Annotated in this window: 11 protein-coding genes; 5 read left to right on the top strand and 6 right to left on the bottom strand. The window is 73.1% G+C overall.

Features of this window, described 5'->3' with window-relative positions; all coding sequences use genetic code 11:
- Nucleotides 1-6: 6 nt before the first annotated feature.
- Nucleotides 7-1,704, bottom strand: a complete 1,698-nt coding sequence (locus AS97_RS33930) for an AMP-binding protein (RefSeq protein ID WP_210567333.1) — start codon at nt 1,702-1,704, stop codon at nt 7-9.
- Between the two features lie 94 nt (nt 1,705-1,798).
- Here AS97_RS33930 and AS97_RS33925 point away from each other — a divergent pair, with 94 nt between their 5' ends.
- From AS97_RS33925 to AS97_RS33915, 3 genes are all read left to right on the top strand, one after another.
- On the top strand, nt 1,799-2,728 hold the full coding sequence (locus AS97_RS33925) for a helix-turn-helix transcriptional regulator (RefSeq protein WP_086711112.1): 930 nt from the start codon (nt 1,799-1,801) through the stop codon (nt 2,726-2,728).
- Between the two features lie 316 nt (nt 2,729-3,044).
- Nucleotides 3,045-4,235: a magnesium and cobalt transport protein CorA gene (locus AS97_RS33920; RefSeq protein WP_210566193.1), complete on the top strand. Its 1,191-nt coding sequence runs from the start codon at nt 3,045-3,047 to the stop codon at nt 4,233-4,235.
- A 149-nt stretch (nt 4,236-4,384) separates the two neighbouring features.
- On the top strand, nt 4,385-5,278 hold the full coding sequence (locus AS97_RS33915; protein WP_059141788.1) for a phosphatidylinositol-specific phospholipase C: 894 nt from the start codon (nt 4,385-4,387) through the stop codon (nt 5,276-5,278).
- A gap of 10 nt (nt 5,279-5,288) precedes the next feature.
- On the opposite strand, the gene AS97_RS47800 is transcribed toward AS97_RS33915, so the two are convergent.
- The 5 genes from AS97_RS47800 to AS97_RS33885 all read right to left on the bottom strand — a co-directional run bounded on the left by AS97_RS47800 (nt 5,289) and on the right by AS97_RS33885 (nt 12,418).
- Nucleotides 5,289-6,956, bottom strand: a complete 1,668-nt coding sequence (locus tag AS97_RS47800) for a glycoside hydrolase family 6 protein (RefSeq protein ID WP_247204571.1) — start codon at nt 6,954-6,956, stop codon at nt 5,289-5,291.
- A 187-nt stretch (nt 6,957-7,143) separates the two neighbouring features.
- The gene (locus AS97_RS33900) at nt 7,144-8,295 is read right to left on the bottom strand and encodes an XdhC/CoxI family protein (protein WP_059141786.1); all 1,152 of its coding nucleotides are present in this window, start codon (nt 8,293-8,295) and stop codon (nt 7,144-7,146) included.
- Nucleotides 8,296-8,376: 81 nt separating this feature from the next.
- Complete coding sequence (pucD, locus tag AS97_RS33895) at nt 8,377-10,773, bottom strand: xanthine dehydrogenase subunit D (RefSeq protein WP_210566192.1); 2,397 nt, start codon at nt 10,771-10,773, stop codon at nt 8,377-8,379.
- 2 nt (nt 10,774-10,775) lie between these two features.
- Nucleotides 10,776-11,537, bottom strand: coding sequence for a (2Fe-2S)-binding protein (locus AS97_RS33890; protein WP_210566191.1), 762 nt, complete (start codon nt 11,535-11,537; stop codon nt 10,776-10,778).
- Nucleotides 11,528-12,418 carry a xanthine dehydrogenase family protein subunit M gene (locus AS97_RS33885; protein ID WP_161559735.1) on the bottom strand — a complete coding sequence of 297 codons (891 nt, stop codon included), beginning with the start codon at nt 12,416-12,418 and terminating at the stop codon, nt 11,528-11,530. The genes AS97_RS33890 and AS97_RS33885 overlap by 10 nt, the downstream gene beginning before the upstream one ends.
- Nucleotides 12,419-12,652: 234 nt before the next feature.
- On the opposite strand from AS97_RS33885, the gene AS97_RS33880 reads away from it, so the two are divergent.
- Together AS97_RS33880 and AS97_RS33875 are read left to right on the top strand one after the other, a co-directional pair.
- Nucleotides 12,653-14,413 carry a PucR family transcriptional regulator ligand-binding domain-containing protein gene (locus AS97_RS33880; protein WP_210566190.1) on the top strand — a complete coding sequence of 587 codons (1,761 nt, stop codon included), beginning with the start codon at nt 12,653-12,655 and terminating at the stop codon, nt 14,411-14,413.
- A 120-nt stretch (nt 14,414-14,533) separates the two neighbouring features.
- Nucleotides 14,534-15,415, top strand: a complete 882-nt coding sequence (locus AS97_RS33875) for a hypothetical protein (protein ID WP_185930123.1) — start codon at nt 14,534-14,536, stop codon at nt 15,413-15,415.
- Nucleotides 15,416-15,504 lie beyond the last annotated feature (89 nt).

Raw genomic sequence — 15,504 nt, 5'->3', positions numbered from 1 at the left:
CAGTCATCAGATCTCCTCATAAAACTCGATACCGCCACCCTGTGCCGTGCGTTCACGCAGCTCGATCCGGCGAATCTTTCCGGAAACCGTCTTGGGGAGGTCGGCGAACTCCAGGCGGCGGATCCGCTTGTACGGCGCGAGCACCGCCCGCGAGTGCGCGAACAGCGCCTTCGCGGTGTCCGGGCCGGGCTCCCAGCCCTCCGCCAGCACGATGTACGCCTTCGGCACGGCCAGCCGCAGCGGGTCGGGGGCCGGGACGACGGCGGCCTCGGCGACCGCCTCGTGCTCCAGCAGCGCGCTCTCCAGCTCGAACGGCGAGATCTTGTAGTCGGACGCCTTGAAGACGTCGTCGGCGCGGCCGATGTAGGTGATGTAGCCGTCCGCGTCGCGCGATCCGATGTCTCCGGTGCGGTAGTAACCGCCCGCGGTGGCCTCGGCGGTACGCTCCCCGTCGCCCTCGTAGCCGGTCATCAGGCCGACGGGACGGCCCTCGGGGCCGGTGAGGTCGAGGCAGATCTCGCCCTCCTCACCGGGCCGGCCGGTCACCGGATCCAGCAGGACGACCCGGAAGCCGGGGGTCGGCCGTCCCATCGAACCGGGCTTGAGCGGCTGTCCGGGGGTGTTGGCCACCTGAACGGCGGTCTCGGTCTGGCCGAAGCCGTCCCGGATGGTCACCCCCCAGGCCCGCCGCACATGCTCGATGACCTCGGGGTTGAGCGGCTCGCCCGCGGCGAGGGCCTCCCGGGGCGGGGTGCGCAGCTGGGTGAGATCGGCCTGGATGAGCATCCGCCAGACGGTGGGCGGGGCGCAGAAGGTGGTGATGGCGCAGCGGTCCATCTCGGCCATCAGGCGGTTGGCGTCGAAGCGCGTGTAGTTGTGGACGAAGACGGTGGCCTCGGCGTTCCAGGGGGCGAAGAGATTGGACCAGGCGTGCTTGGCCCATCCGGGGGAGGAGATGTTGAGGTGGACATCGCCCGGCCTGACCCCGATCCAGTACATCGTCGCCAGATGCCCGATGGGATACGAGATATGGGTGTGCTCGACCAGCTTGGGGCGGGCGGTGGTGCCGGAGGTGAAGTACAGCATCAGGGGGTCGGTGGCGAGGGTCGGCCCGTCGGGGACAAAGGGCTCGTCGTCCCCCGCGCCGTCCACCGTGATCCGGGCGGTCCCGGCGTCCTCGTAGGCGAGCCAGCCCTCGGGCGCGCCGCCGACCGCGATGCGGGTGTAGTCGCCCGGCACCTCCGCGAACTTCTCGGTGTCCGCGCCCCGTACGACCACATGGGCCGCCCGGCCGCGCTCGATGCGGTCGGCGAGGTCGAGCGGGCCGAGCAGCGGGGTGGCGGGGATGACGACGGCGCGCAGCTTCATCGCGGCCAGCGCGGTCTCCCACAGCTCGACCTGGTTGCCGAGCATGACCACGATGCGGTCACCGGCCCGGACGCCGCGGTCGCGCAGCCAGTTCGCGGCCCGGTTGGACCGGCGGCGCAGTTCCTCGAAGGTCAGCCGGATCTCGCTGCCGTCCTCCTCGACGATGTGCAGGGCGGTACGGTCGCCGCTGCGCCCGGCGATCCCGTCGAACCAGTCCAGGGCCCAGTTGAACCGCTCCGGGCGTGGCCAGCCGAACCCTTCGTACGCCGCCGCGTAGTCCTCCCGGTGGTCGAGCAGGAAGTCCCGTGCCTCGCGGAAGTCGTGAGCCGGATTCATTGCTGTCACTTGTCCTCCTGAATGGCGTACCGCTCGCTAGCATCGTGCGACGGGTGATCTGAGTCTCACTACCCCCGGACGGGGGTGGCGCTGGATGCGGGAGGTGGCCGTGACGGGATCGGACGGGGCCGTCGACATACGGAACACGCTGCAGCGGATGCGCCGGCGTGGTGGGCTGCCCGTCGCGTTCGGCGGGCTGTTCTCGGGGTCACGGCAGTTCCGGATCTCGGAACTCACCGGCACCACGACCAACTCCCTGCGGGGTCTGGCCATCACACCCGGCAACGGCCTCGGCGGCAAGGTCCTCACCATGTCCCGGCCGATCTCGGTGGCGGACTACCCCGCCTCACGGGCGATCAGTCATGAGTACGACGCGGCGGTGGGCGCGGAGGGGCTGCGCTCGATGCTCGCGGTGCCGGTGGTGGTGCGCGGGCGGGTGCGCGGGGTGCTGTACGGCGCGCTGCGCCAGCCGCTGCTGCTCGGCGACCGGGCGCTGACCGCGGCCGTGGAGTCGGCGCGCGAGCTGGAACGCGTACTGGAGAGCGAACTGGCGCAGGAGCTGGCGGTGCGGGAGGAGGCGCGGCGGCTGCTGACGGAGGCGCGCCAGCGCCGTGGGCAGCCGCCGGGACCGCAGTGGGAGCCGTCGGCGGAGGAGACCGATCCCGCGGTGTGGGAGGAGGTGCGCGAGGCCCACGGCGATCTGCGGGCCCTGGCGCACCGGGTGCCCGACCCCCAGCTGCGCGAGGAGATACTCACCGCCTGCTCTCGGCTGGCCAGGGCCTCGTCGGGGCGCGGCAGGCAGCGGGAGCACCGGAACGGGGGGACCAGGGTGGAGCTGTCGCCGCGCGAGGTGGATGTGCTGGCGTGTGTGGCCTCGGGGGCGACGAATTCGACGGCGGCGGAGCGGCTGGGGTTGCGGCCGGAGACGGTCAAGAGCTATTTGCGCTCGTCCATGCGGAAGTTGGGGGCCCATACCCGTCTCCACGCGGTGGTCGAGGCCCGCCGTGCGGGGCTTTTGCCGTAGCAGGCGGCGGGTGCGGGCGCCGGTGGGCCCCGGGGCGACCTCTCCGGGTACCTCCGGGTACCTCCGCGGAAAACGCTTGATCTGGGGCAAGTATTGCCTCGCCCGCCGCTCCCCCGGGACGCACCACGGCCATATAGGGCGATATCCTGCACCGAGGTCAGTGCTCGCGACGGGAGGTGAGGTCCATGGACAGTGAGCCTCCCAGTCGTGTGCCGCGAGGCGCCGCTGCGGCCCGGACGCGCTGAGCGCACTGCCCGGCTCGGCCCGGAGGCGGCGCCCGTCCGAGCCCGAGCCCGCTATCCGTAAAGGACCCGCTATGTCCGAGCGCCGCCGCACCCCCCGCCCCACGAGGCGGTACCCCTGGCTGCGCCCCGGCGGGGCGAACCGGGCCGATGCCGCCCCGCGCCCCGCCCCGGCGCCCCCGGGCCCACCGCGCGACGAGCAGCGGACCACCGCCGCCGAGGGAACCCCGCGCGAGCCGGACGAGCGCAGCGTGGTGGACGCCGCCGTGTACCGCGACGGCCGCCGGGTCGGCACCCCCGGCACCCTGGCCGCCACCTACCGGCGGCTGCGCGAGGAGACCGGCGCGATGGCCTGGATCGGGCTGTACCGGCCGAGCGAGGCGGAGCTGCTCTCGCTGGCCGAGGAGTTCGATCTGCACAAGCTGGCCATCGAGGACGCGCTGGAGGCTCATCAGCGGCCCAAGCTGGAGCGCTACGGCGAGACGCTCTTCGTGGTGCTGCGCGCCGCCCGCTATCTCGACGCGCCGGAAGAGGTCGACTTCGGCGAGCTGCATGTCTTCGTGGGCCCCGACTTCGTCATCACCGTCCGGCACGGCGCCGCCCCGGACCTGTCCGCGGTGCGCGCCCGGATGGAGTCCACCCCCGAACTGCTGGCGCTGGGCCCCGAGGCCGTGCTGTACGCGATCCTCGACGCGGTCGTGGACGGCTATGCCCCGGTGGTGGCGGGGGTGCAGAACGACATCGACGAGATCGAGACCGAGGTGTTCCGCGGCGACCCCGAGGTGTCGCGGCGCATCTATGAACTCTCCCGCGAGATGGTGGAGTTCCAGCGCGCCACCCGCCCGCTGGTCGGGATGTTGCACGGCCTGATGGCGGGTTTCGACAAATACGGCACCGATGAGGAACTGCAGCGTTATCTGCGTGACGTCGCCGACCACGTCACCCACACCAGCGAGCGCGTGGACGGCTTCCGCTCGGCCCTCACCGACATCCTCGCGGTCAACGCCACCCTGGTGACCCAGCAGCAGAACGCCGAGATGCGGGCGCTGGCCGAGGCGGGTTTCGAGCAGAACGAGGAGGTCAAGAAGATCTCCGCATGGGCGGCGATCCTGTTCGCGCCCACGCTGGTCGGCACCATTTACGGGATGAACTTCACCCATATGCCCGAGCTGGACTGGGTGTGGGGATATCCGTTCGCGATCGTGCTGATGGCGGTGGTCTGCGTCAGCCTGTATGTCATCTTCAAGCGCCGCGGCTGGCTCTGACGGCGCCCCAACTCTCCGGCTGGATCGGCGATTCAAGGGAATTCCTCGATTGAATCGCTGATTCAGCCGCTGTCCATAGCCCCTCCCCCTCGTTTGTGCTTCGATGCCGTCCGGCACGGCACGGGCAGGCGAGCGACGGGAGTACGCGTATGGACCGGCGAGGGTTCCTCAGGGGCGCGGCCGCGCTGTCCACCGCGGGGCTGGTCACCGCCGTCGGCGGTACCGCGACGGCCACGGCCGCCGCGCCGCCCCTGCTGTCGGCCGCCGAGGACTGGCTGTCGGCCATCGCCGACGCCACCCCGGTCCAGCGGCTGACCCTGCCCGGCACCCACGACTCCGGCGCCCGCTTCGGCGGCCCGTGGACCGAGTGCCAGAACACCACCATCGCCGACCAGCTCAGCAGCGGCATCCGTTTCCTGGACGTCCGCTGCCGCGCCTTCGAGAACGCCTTCCCCATCCACCACGGCGCCTTCTACCAGAACCTCAACTTCGATGATGTGCTCGGCGCCTGCCGCTCCTTCCTCTCCGCGCATCCGTCGGAGACCGTGCTGATGCGGGTCAAGCAGGAGTACTCGGAGGAAAGTGCCGCGGAGTTCCGCCGGATCTTCGACACCTACCTGGACGACAAGGGCTGGCGCTCGCTGTTCCGCCTGGACACCACCCTCCCCACCCTGGGCCAGGCCCGGGGCAGGGTGGTGCTGCTCGCCGACTCGGACAACATGCCGGGGGTGCGGTACGGCGACGGGGGGCTCTTCGACATCCAGGACGACTACATGGCGGAGCCGTTCGGCAAGTACCCGAAAATCAAGGCGCAGTTCCGCAAGGCGGCGGCCCAGCCCGGCAAGCTCTTCATCAACTATGTCTCCACCGCCGCCCTGCTGCCGCCCCGCTCCAACGCGGACCGGCTCAACCCGCAGGTGAAGTCGTTCCTGGAGGGCGCCGAGGCACAGGGCTGGACCGGGCTCGGGATCGTTCCGATGGACTTCCCGAACACCGCCTCCGGCCTGGTCGACGCCCTCGTCCGGCACAACCCGGCGGGCTGACCGCGGAGCGTCAGCGGCCGTGGGTCCGGCGGAAGACCTCGACCGACGGTTCCGCGTAGCGCACCAGTTCCAGCGCCTGTTCGGGGAACCACTCCCCCGCGTCGGGATTGACGGTCCCGCGCACCGGGTCCAGGGGCCCGTCGGTGCCGCGCAGGCACCGCCCGTCCGACTCGCCCGGCGTCTTCACCCACAGCGCGGCGTCCAGCAGCGCATCGCCCGTGCGGGTGGTGGGGCGCCGGCCCAGGCCCCGCGCCGGCGGGTTGCACCACGACTGCGCGTCGAGGTGCGCCCCGGCCCTGGGGGCCCAGGGGCCCTGGCCGTTGCGGCTGGTGTCGGTGACGAAGTGCTTCATACGGCCCGGTTCGTCCGGTACGTGGGCGTGCAGCCAGCGGCGGGCGTGCCGCCGTGACCAGCTCTGGTCGGCGCAGTCCTCGGGGTCCCCGCCCTCGTCGGCATAGGCGAGGCAGGAGGAGATCAGCCGGCCGTACCAGGCGCTGTCGGGGTCGGTCTGGTAGTGGGAGACGTTGAGGGCGAAGCCGGTGGCGCGGTCGATCCCGGCCTTGATGAGCCGGGGCACGATGCTGCTGACGGAGTGCCAGCCGGCGTGGCCCGCGTCCAGGTACACCGACGTGTTGCCGAGCGCGGTGAGGGCGTCGACCGCGTAGTTGATCTCGGAGTAACGGGCGGCGGTCTCCGGGTCCTCGACCACCGGGGTGTCCAGGTCGCCCACGTCCTCGGCGTCGGGGGTCACGGGGTCGGGGGTCACGGGGTCGGGGGTCACGGGGTCGGGTGTGGGGAGCGGGGGCAGCTCGGGGAGGGTGCCGGGCTGCTCGGCGGAGGGCTCGGGGGCGGGGGTCTGGGATGCGGAGGGCTCAAGGCCGGAGGGCTCCTGGGCCTCGGCGGGCTTGGGCGCCGGGTCCTCGGAGGCGGGGAGCCGCGGGTCCGGGGACTGCGCGTCCGGGGACTGCGCGGCGTCCTGGGCGGCCGATGCGGCGGGTGGGGACGTGGACGCGCCGGGGTCGGGCAGCGGGGGCAGATCGGTGGGCGGCTGCTCGACGGCGGGCTGTTGCTCGACGGCCGTCTGTTGCCCGGCGGCGAGTTGCTCCTCGGCGGGCTGCTCGGCGGTGGGCTGCTGCTCGGCGGCCGTCTGATCGGCGTTCGATTCGTCGGCACAGTCGGAGGGCAGCAGCGACAGCGAATCGGGTTCGAGGACGATCAGCACCTTACGGTCGCCAATGCCTTCGGCGACGGCGTCGATCCACGCCTCGTACGCGGCGAGGCCGTCCGCTCCCCCGCTCGAGTAGCTGCCGCAGTCACGGCCCGGGATGTTGTAGAGCGCGAGAACCGGCAGCCTCCCCTGCATGTCGGCGCTCCGCGTCGTCCTGCGGACCAGCGCCTCGACCCGTTCCGGGCTCTCGTCCCCGTACCAGACCGCCTGCGGCGTCCGCACCATGGCGAGGAGCCCGGCGGAGTCGCGGAAGTCACCCCGCCAGGCGAGGCGGGCCACCTGGCGGTAGGAGTCCCGGTCGGGGGGCGGGGCGTAGAGGCGGGCGGTGCGGGAGGAATCGTCGTCGTCCTCCCGCGCGGCCGCGCTCACCACGGGGCTGATCAGCAGGGGCAGGGTGGCCGCGGCCACGACGGCCGTCGACACGGTGAGAATCTTGCGTCTCTTACGCACGTGCGCACTCCAGGGGGGCGGCAGGACCAAGGTCGATTTCTGACTCTCACTCAGAAACCGGCGCCCGGCAAGAGAACCCTCCGCCAGGTGGCGGAGGGTTTTTCCCGCTCAGGAGTGGCCTTATGTCAGACGATCCTTCTGTGATCTGATCCGATGTCAGGTGATGTCAGGTGATGCCGAGGTGTCCTCAGGCGACGGAGCCGATCCGGTCCGAGGCCGCCCGGGTGTCGTGGTGGATCGGGGTCCGGGCACCCGTCAGCGGCGTTCCGCTGCCGCCCCGACGGTTGGCGACGATCTCGCCGGCGATGGACAGCGCGGTCTCCTCGGGCGTACGGGCGCCGAGGTCGAGGCCGATCGGGGAGCGCAGCAGGGCCAGCTCCGGCTCGCCCACCCCGGCCTCGCGCAGCCGCCGCAGCCGGTCCCGGTGGGTGCGGGCGGAGCCCATCGCGCCGACGTACGCCACGGGCAGCCGCAGCGCCCGCTCCAGCAGCGGCACATCGAACTTCGCGTCATGGGTGAGCACGCACAGCACCGTGCGGGCGTCCACCTCGGTCTTCTCCAGATAGCGGTGCGGCCAGTCGACGACCACCTCGTCGGCGTCCGGGAAGCGCAGCGCGGTCGCGAAGACCGGACGGGCGTCGCAGACCGTGACGTGGTAGTTCAGGAACTTCCCTATCCGCACGAGCGAGCCCGCGAAGTCCACCGCCCCGAAGACGATCATGCGCGGCGGCTCCACGCTGGCCTCGGCGAGCAGGGTGACGGGCTGCCCGCAGCGGCTTCCCTCGGCGCCGATGACCACGGTCGCGGTGCGCCCGGCGTCCAGCAGGGCGCGGGCCTCCGCGGCCGCCGTGCGGTCCAGCTCGGGGTGGCCGCCCAGGGTGCCGTCCCAGCCGCCGTCCGGGCGGACGAGCAGGGCGCCGCCCAGCAGCTCGGGCGGGCCGTCCACGATCCGGGCCAGCGCCGTCGTCCGGCCGTCGGCGGCGGCGGACGCGGCGGCGGCGAGGACGGGACGCACCCGGCGATCGGCCGCCGGGACCGGGGTGACCAGGACATCGATGACTCCGCCGCAGGTCAGGCCGACCGCGAAGGCGTCCTCGTCGGAGTAGCCGAAGGTCTCCCGTACGGTCTCGCCGGTGCTCAGCGCCTCCTGGCACAGCTCGTACACCGCGCCCTCGACACAGCCACCGGACACGCTGCCGACCGCCGTGCCCTCGGCGTCCACGGCGAGGGCGGCCCCGGGTTGGCGGGGCGCGCTGCCGCCCACGGAGACCACGGTGGCAACGGCGAAGTCCCGGCCCTCCTCGCACCAGCGGTGCAGCTCGGCGGCGATGTCCAGCATGGTGATCAGCTCCTTGGGCGGCGCATCGGTACGCGGCGCATCGGTATCCGGAACAACGCACTCGGCTCCCGATATCTGCCCTCAGGTGCCCGTCAGGTGCTCCGGGCGCACGGGCACGCGCTTCAGGGGCAGGCCCGTGGCCGCGCGGATGGCGGCGACGACGGCCGGGGTCGAGGAGAGCGTGGGCGCCTCGCCGACGCCGCGCAGCCCGTACGGGGCGTTGTCGTCGGCCAGCTCCAGCACGTCCACCGGCATGGCGGGGGTGTCCAGGATGGTGGGGATCAGATAGTCCGTGAAGGACGGATTGCGCACCCGCGCCCCGTCCGCCGAGACGACGATCTCCTCCATCACGGCGAGCCCGAGGCCCTGCGTCGAACCGCCCTGGATCTGTCCGACCACCGACAGCGGGTTGATCGCCTTGCCCACGTCCTGCGCGGCCGCCAGCTCGACCACCTTGACCAGCCCCAGCTCGGTGTCGACCTCGACGACCGCGCGATGGGCGCAGAAGGAGTACTGCACATGGCCGAAGCCCTGGCCGGTGCGGAGATCGAACGGCTCGGTCGGCCGGTGCCGGAACTCCCGCTCCAGATCGATCGCCTCATCGCCCAGGATCCCGGCGAGATCGCCGATCACCTCGCCGCCGTCGGTGACCACCTTGCCGTCCGCCAGCCGCAGCCGGGCGGGCTCCGCCCAGGCGGGGTGGGAGTCGCCGAACCGCTCTCGGCCGCGCCGCAGCACCTCCTCGCGGACCGCCTCGCAGGTGTGCTTGACGGCGCCGCCCGTCATATACGTCTGGCGGGAGGCGGAGGTGGAGCCGGCCGAGCCGACCCGGGTGTCGGCCGGGTGGATGGTGATCCGGTCGACGCCCAGCTCGGTGCGGGCGATCTGGGCGTGCACGGTGACGCCGCCCTGGCCGACCTCGGCCATCGCGGTGTGCACCAGGGCGACCGGCTCGCCACCGATCACTTCCAGCCGGATCCGGGCCGTGGAGTAGTCGTCGAAGCCCTCGGAGAAGCCGACGTTCTTGATCCCGACCGCATAGCCCACCCCGCGCACCACGGCCTCGCCGTGGGTGGTGTTGGACAGTCCGCCCGGCAGGGCCCGTACGTCCACGGGGCCGCCCGCCGCCTCCCAGGCGCGCTCGGGCGGCATCGGCAGCGCCTTGACCCGGCGCAGCAGCTCGGCGACCGGGGCCGGGGAGTCGACGAGCTGTCCTGTGGGCATGGTGACGCCCTGGGACATGGCGTTGCGCTGCCGGAACTCCACCGGGTCCAGGTTGAGTTCGGCCGCCACCGCGTCCATCTGCGCCTCGTAGGCGAAGCACGCCTGGACGGCGCCGAAGCCGCGCATCGCCCCGCAGGGCGGGTTGTTGGAGTAGAGCGCGATGGCCTCGACGTCGACGTTCTCGACGACGTAGGGGCCGATCGACAGGGAGGCGGCGTTGCCGACGACCGCCGGGGAGGAGGAGGCGTACGCCCCGCCGTCCAGGACGATGCGGCACTGGACGTAGAGCAGCGTGCCGTCGCGGCTCGCGCCGTGTTCGTAGGTGAGCTTGGCAGGGTGGCGGTGGACATGGCCGAAGAAGGATTCGTACCGGTTGTAGACGATCTTGACAGGCTTTCCGGTGCGCAGCGCCAGCAGACAGGCGTGTGCCTGCATGGACAGGTCCTCGCGCGCGCCGAACGCCCCGCCCACCCCCGACAGCGTCAGCCGCACCTTGCCGGCGGGCAGCCCGAGGACCGGGGCGAGCTGATCGCGGTCGACATGCAGCCACTGAGTGGCGATGTAGAGGTCCACCCCGCCGTCCTCGGCGGGCACCGCGAGCCCCGACTCCGGGCCGAGGAACGCCTGGTCCTGCATGCCCACCTCGTAGTCCCGGCGGACCACCACATCGGCGCGGGCCCGGGCGGCGGCGACATCGCCGCGCAGGACGGGCTGGCGGTGCACGACGTTCGGGTGCGGGGCGTGGGCGGCGTGGTGGTCCCGGCGGCCTGGGTGGAGCAGCGGCGCGCCCGGTGCGGTGGCGGTGGCCTCGTCGACGACCAGCGGCAGCTCCTCGTACTCCACCGCGATCCGGGCGGCGGCGCGGCGGGCGGTCTCTGGGTGGTCGGCGGCGACGATCGCGACGGGCTCGCCGTGATAGCGGACCCGGTCCTTCGCGAGCACGGGCTGGTCGCGGATCTCCAGGCCGTAGTGGGTCTCGGCGGGCAGGTCGTCATGGGTCATGACGGCGTACACCCCGGGCAGGGCGAGCGCCGCGGCGGTGTCGATGGACCTGATCGCGGCGTGGGCGTGCGGGCTGCGGAGGGCGAAGCCCCACAGCATGTCCTCGTGCCACAGATCCGAGGAGTACGCGAACTCGCCGGTCACCTTGAGGGTGCCGTCGGGGCGCGGGGTGGACTCGCCGATCGTCCCCCTGGTGGCGCCGGTGGTCTGGGTGAAGGCGGCGGGGGCGCTGGCGGTGCGGTCGGCTGCCATGGTCAGACCGCCTTCCCGGTGCGGGCGGCCGCGAGCCGGACCGCGTCGAGGATCTTCTCGTAGCCGGTGCAGCGGCAGAGGTTGCCGGAGAGCGCCTCGCGGATATCGGCGTCGGAGGGGTCGGGGGTGCGCTCCAGCAGCTCATCGGCGGCCACGAGCAGTCCGGGGGTGCAGAAGCCGCACTGGACGGCGCCGGCGTCGATGAACGCCTGCTGGACGGGGGCCAGCGGGGCAACGTGCCCGGGGCGGGATGGCTCGGGGCGGGATGGCCCGGGCGGCCGGGGAGGGACGGCCTCGGGCCCTACGGGGTGGCCGGCCTCGGGCTTCCCCAGGTGGGCTGTCTCGGGCTCCGCGGGGCGGGCTCCGGGCCCCACGTGGCGGGCCGCACCAGGGCCCACGGGAGCGTCCGCATCGGGCCCCACGGAGTGGGCCGCCCCAGGCTCGCCGGGGTGACCCTCCTCGGGCTCACCGGGGCAGACGGCTCCAGCCGCCTCGGCGGCATGCGCGGACCGCTGCCGGGCGTGGTCCGCGAGTCCCTCGACGGTGACCACCTCGCGGCCCTCGGCCTGCCCCGCCGCCACCAGACAGGCGCATACCGGCACCCCGTCGAGGCGCACCGTGCAGGAACCGCATTCACCCTGCTCACAGGCGTTCTTCGAACCGGGAAGCCCCATCCGCTCGCGCAGCACGTACAGCAGGGACTCGCCCTCCCAGACGTCATCGGCCTCGTACGGCCGTCCGTTGACCGTGATGTTCACGCGCACTGTGCGGTCCTCCCGTCGCCCTCGCGATACGCCTCCCAGGTCCAGCCGAGCGTGCGGCGCGCCATGACCCCCACCGCGTGGCGGCGGTAGGCGGCGCTGCCGCGTACGTCGTCGATCGGGCGGCACGCCCCGGCGCACAGCTCGGCGAACCGCCGGGCGGTCGACGGGTCGAGGGGTGCGCCGCTGTCCCAGAAGCCGCCCTCCTCGAGCGCCGCGCCCAGGAACTCCTCGGCCTCTCGGGCCCGTACGGGCGTGGGCGCGGCCGATCCGATGCCGGTGCGCACGGTGCGGGTGCGCGGATGGAGCGCGACGGCGAAGGCGCAGACCGCGATCACCATGGCGTTCCGCGTGCCGACCTTGGAGAACTGCTGCGGACCGTCCGCCTTCTGGATGTGCACCGCCCGGATCAGCTCATCGGGCTCCAGCGCATGCCGCTTGACCCCGGTGAAGAACTCCTCGACGGGGATGCGCCGGGTGCCGCGCACCGACGCCGCCTCCACCTCGGCCCCGGCCGCCAGCAGCGCGGGATGCGCGTCCCCGGCGGGTGAGGCGGCGCCGAGGTTGCCGCCGACCGTGCCGCGGTTGCGGATCTGTGGTGAGCCGACGGTGTGCGCGGCGAGCGCCAGCCCCGGCAGCTCGGTCCGCAGTTCCTCGATGATCCGGGTGTACGGGACGCCCGCGCCCAGCCGGATCGTACGGTCGGTGGCCTCCCACTCGGCCAGTTCGGCGACGCGGGTCAGATCGAGCAGATACTCGGGCCGCCGGTGATCGAAGTTGATCTCGACCATCACATCGGTGCCGCCCGCGATGGGCACGGCGGTGGGGTGCTCGGCCTTCGCGGCGAGCGCCTCCTCCCAGCCGGCGGGGCGCAGGAAGTCCATGGGTCTCTCTTCTCGAATCGTCGGCGTCGCCGTCGGCAGGCGGGAGCCCCCTCCCAGAACTCTGCACGCGACTCAACGCCAGTAGACCGAGGTGTGGGCCACATGGTGCAGTCACCGAAGACATGAAGCAATTGGCTGGCCAGGGGGCGGGTCTTGTAGATTCGAACGAACGGCGGGGACCCGAAACCTCGCGGTATTCGACCGGCAACACGGAACAAGATCGGCTGGCATCCCATGCGGCTGCGCGCACTGCTGGAGAACGACACCCTGGGCCTGCGCCTGCTCGGCGGCGAGGGCGAGCTGGACCGTACCGTGCGCGGCGTGATGACCACCGATCTGCGCGACCCCAGCCGCTATCTCTCGGGCGGTGAACTCGTGCTGACCGGGCTCGCCTGGCGGCGTGAGCCGGAGGACTCCGAGCGGTTCGTCCGCATCCTCGCGGCCGCCGGGGTGGCGGGGCTGGCGGCGGGCGAGGCGGAGCTGGGCGCCGTGCCCGAGGATCTGGTGCTGGCCTGCGGGCAGCATCGGCTGCCGCTGTTCTCCGTGGTCGAGGACGTCGCGTTCGCCACCATCACCGAGCATGTGGTGCGCCAGGTCTCCGGCGAGCGGGCCGGGGATCTGGCGGCGGTCGTCGACCGGCACCGCCGGCTGATGACGTCCGGGCCCGCGGGCGGCGGCCCCGAGGTGGCCCTGGACCTGCTCCGCTCGGACCTGGACCTGACCGCGTGGGTGCTCTCCCCCACCGGCCGCCGGATCGCCGGGCCCACCGCCGCCGGAGCGGCCGCGGAGCCGCCCGCGGCGGTCCGCGCCCAGCTGGCGGGCGAGCATCTGGCCGCCCGGCGCGACGGGCGGCGCGGCCCGCACCGGATGACCGCCGCGGACGGCATGACGTACTCCCTCTTCCCCATCCACAGCGGGGACACGGACGAAGAGGTGCGCGAGACCGTGCTGTCCGACTGGCTGCTGGTGGTCGGCGCGGACGCCGACGAATGGCCGGAGGAACGGCTGGATCTGCTCTATGGGGTCACCCAGCTGATCGCCGTCGAGCGCGACCGGCGGAACGCGTCGCGCACCGTGCGGCGCAGGCTCGCCCAGGAGGTGCTGGAGCTGGTCCAGACGGGCGCGCCGCCCGCCGAGATCGCGGCCCGGCTGCGGGTGGCCGCGCCGGTGCTGCTGCCGGGGCTCGGCACGGCGCCGCACTGGCAGGTGGTGGTGGCCAAGGTGGAGTGGGGCGTCAGCGCGGCGGCGGAGCAGGGCCCGGAGGGCGGGGTGCGGGACGGCGCCGCGCGAGCGGGCTTCAGACGGGACGGCGGGGCCGTCCTCGGCGCCCGGGTGGCCCAGTCGCTGCTGGAGGAGATCCTGGTCGACCCGGCCGCGCCCGGGCCGGAGCTCTCGGACCGGATCGCCGTGGCCCACACCGGCGACGAGGCGGTGGCACTCGTCCCCCTCCCGGCGCTCACCGACGGCCCGCCGGAGGGCGGCATGGCCCACACCGCGGACGGGCTGCAGGCCGACGCGCTGCTCGCCGCCGTCCAGGAGCCGCTCTCCCGCGGTCTGGACGGCGACGGCCGGCTGACCCTCGGCCTCAGCGCCGCCGTCCACTCCGCCGACGGGCTGCGCGGCGCCCTGGAGGAAGCCCGGCACGCCCGGCGCGTCGCCGCCGCACGCCCCGGGCGGGTCTGCGCGGCCGGCCATCAGGAACTGGCCTCGCACGTACTGCTGCTCCCCTTCGTCCCGGACGATGTGCGGCGCGCCTTCACCGCCCGGCTGCTGGACCCGCTGCGCGAGTACGACCGGCGCCACCGGGCCGAGCTGATCCCGACCCTGGAGGCGTTCCTGGACTGCGACGGCTCCTGGACGCGCTGCGCCTCCCGGCTGCATCTGCACGTCAACACGCTGCGCTACCGGATCGGCCGGATCGAACAGCTGACCGGGCGCGAACTGTCGCGCCTGGAGGACAAGCTGGACTTCTTCCTCGCGCTGCGCATGAGCTGACGCCCGGCGCGGCGTGGTCGCGGCCCGGGGACACGCCCGGGCGCGTGACAACGCGCCATCACTCTTGCCAGGGGTTTGTGAATTGATTCACACCAACCTCTTGGCCGGGCGCGCGCATTCATGCTGAGATTCGCCCACGGCTTCCGGCTCGATGGCGCGCTTGGGGAGGGCAATGTGGCGGACACCGCCATGTCACCACCTGGATCGTCCGATCCTCATTCCGAGGTACCGGCGGGGCGCGGGCTCGACCCGCTTGTGGACGACCCACTCGACACGGCGGTATGGCGGCTGCGTTCGCGCGGCTGCTGGAAGGACGCCGCCGAACTGCTCACCCCGTATGCGGTGAACGACGCCGGCGCCGCGCTCAAGCGCAGCGCCGTCCTGATCGAACGGTGCATGTACACCTCCGCGGGCTGGGACGCGGCCGATGACGCCCTGCGGGCGGCGGAGGCGCTCGCGCTCACCGACACCGAGCGGGGCGCGACCGCGTGCGAACGCGGCTATCTGGCGTACGCGTCCACCCTGGTCGGGGTGCGGGACCGAGCCGACGAGGCGCGGACCGCGCTCGGCCGCGCCGCCGCGCTGCTCTCACCGGGCTCCCCGATCCGGCCGTTGCTGGACTTCCGGCGCGGGCTGATCTCCCAGCACCTCGCCCACAATCCGACCGGCGCCCTGGCCGCCTTCCAGCGCGCCCACGCGGGCGCGGCGGCCCACGGTGACACCCTGCTGCGCTCGTTCACCTGGCGCCATCTGGCCGCCATGGCGGAGGCGGACGGCGAACTGGCCGAAGCGCGCCACGGCTTCGCCGAATCGCTGCGGATCCGTGAGGAGCTGGGCTACCTGGTCGGCATCGCCCCGGCCCTGGCCGCCCTGGCCGATGTCGAACCCGACCCCGACGAGGCCACCCGCCTGCGCACCGAGGCGGCCCGCCTGGTCCGCCTCCTGGGCGGCGTCCCCGTCTGGCTCGCGGAACAGCTGACCCCCGCGGACACCACCGACTGACACCCGCACCGGCCGTCCCGGGGGCATGCGGCCCGGGGCGGGCGGCCCGGCGGGGGCAGGGCGGGCCCGGGCCGGGATAGGGGGGCCCG

This window comes from Streptomyces sp. AgN23, from assembly GCF_001598115.1.
Lineage (GTDB): Bacteria > Actinomycetota > Actinomycetes > Streptomycetales > Streptomycetaceae > Streptomyces > Streptomyces antimycoticus.
Note: the sequence above shows the minus strand (reverse complement) of the source record. Positions and strands in the feature narration are given on the sequence as shown.

Coding starts and splice junctions, on each gene's coding strand:
- AS97_RS33875 (WP_185930123.1), top strand. CDS start 14,534: ATGCTGAGATTCGCCCACGGCTTCCGGCTCGATGGCGCGCTTGGGGAG.
- AS97_RS33930 (WP_210567333.1), bottom strand. CDS start 1,704: ATGAATCCGGCTCACGACTTCCGCGAGGCACGGGACTTCCTGCTCGAC.
- AS97_RS33885 (WP_161559735.1), bottom strand. CDS start 12,418: ATGGACTTCCTGCGCCCCGCCGGCTGGGAGGAGGCGCTCGCCGCGAAG.
- AS97_RS33900 (WP_059141786.1), bottom strand. CDS start 8,295: ATGCTGGACATCGCCGCCGAGCTGCACCGCTGGTGCGAGGAGGGCCGG.
- AS97_RS33925 (WP_086711112.1), top strand. CDS start 1,799: ATGCGGGAGGTGGCCGTGACGGGATCGGACGGGGCCGTCGACATACGG.
- AS97_RS33915 (WP_059141788.1), top strand. CDS start 4,385: ATGGACCGGCGAGGGTTCCTCAGGGGCGCGGCCGCGCTGTCCACCGCG.
- pucD (WP_210566192.1), bottom strand. CDS start 10,773: ATGGCAGCCGACCGCACCGCCAGCGCCCCCGCCGCCTTCACCCAGACC.
- AS97_RS33880 (WP_210566190.1), top strand. CDS start 12,653: ATGCGGCTGCGCGCACTGCTGGAGAACGACACCCTGGGCCTGCGCCTG.
- AS97_RS33920 (WP_210566193.1), top strand. CDS start 3,045: ATGTCCGAGCGCCGCCGCACCCCCCGCCCCACGAGGCGGTACCCCTGG.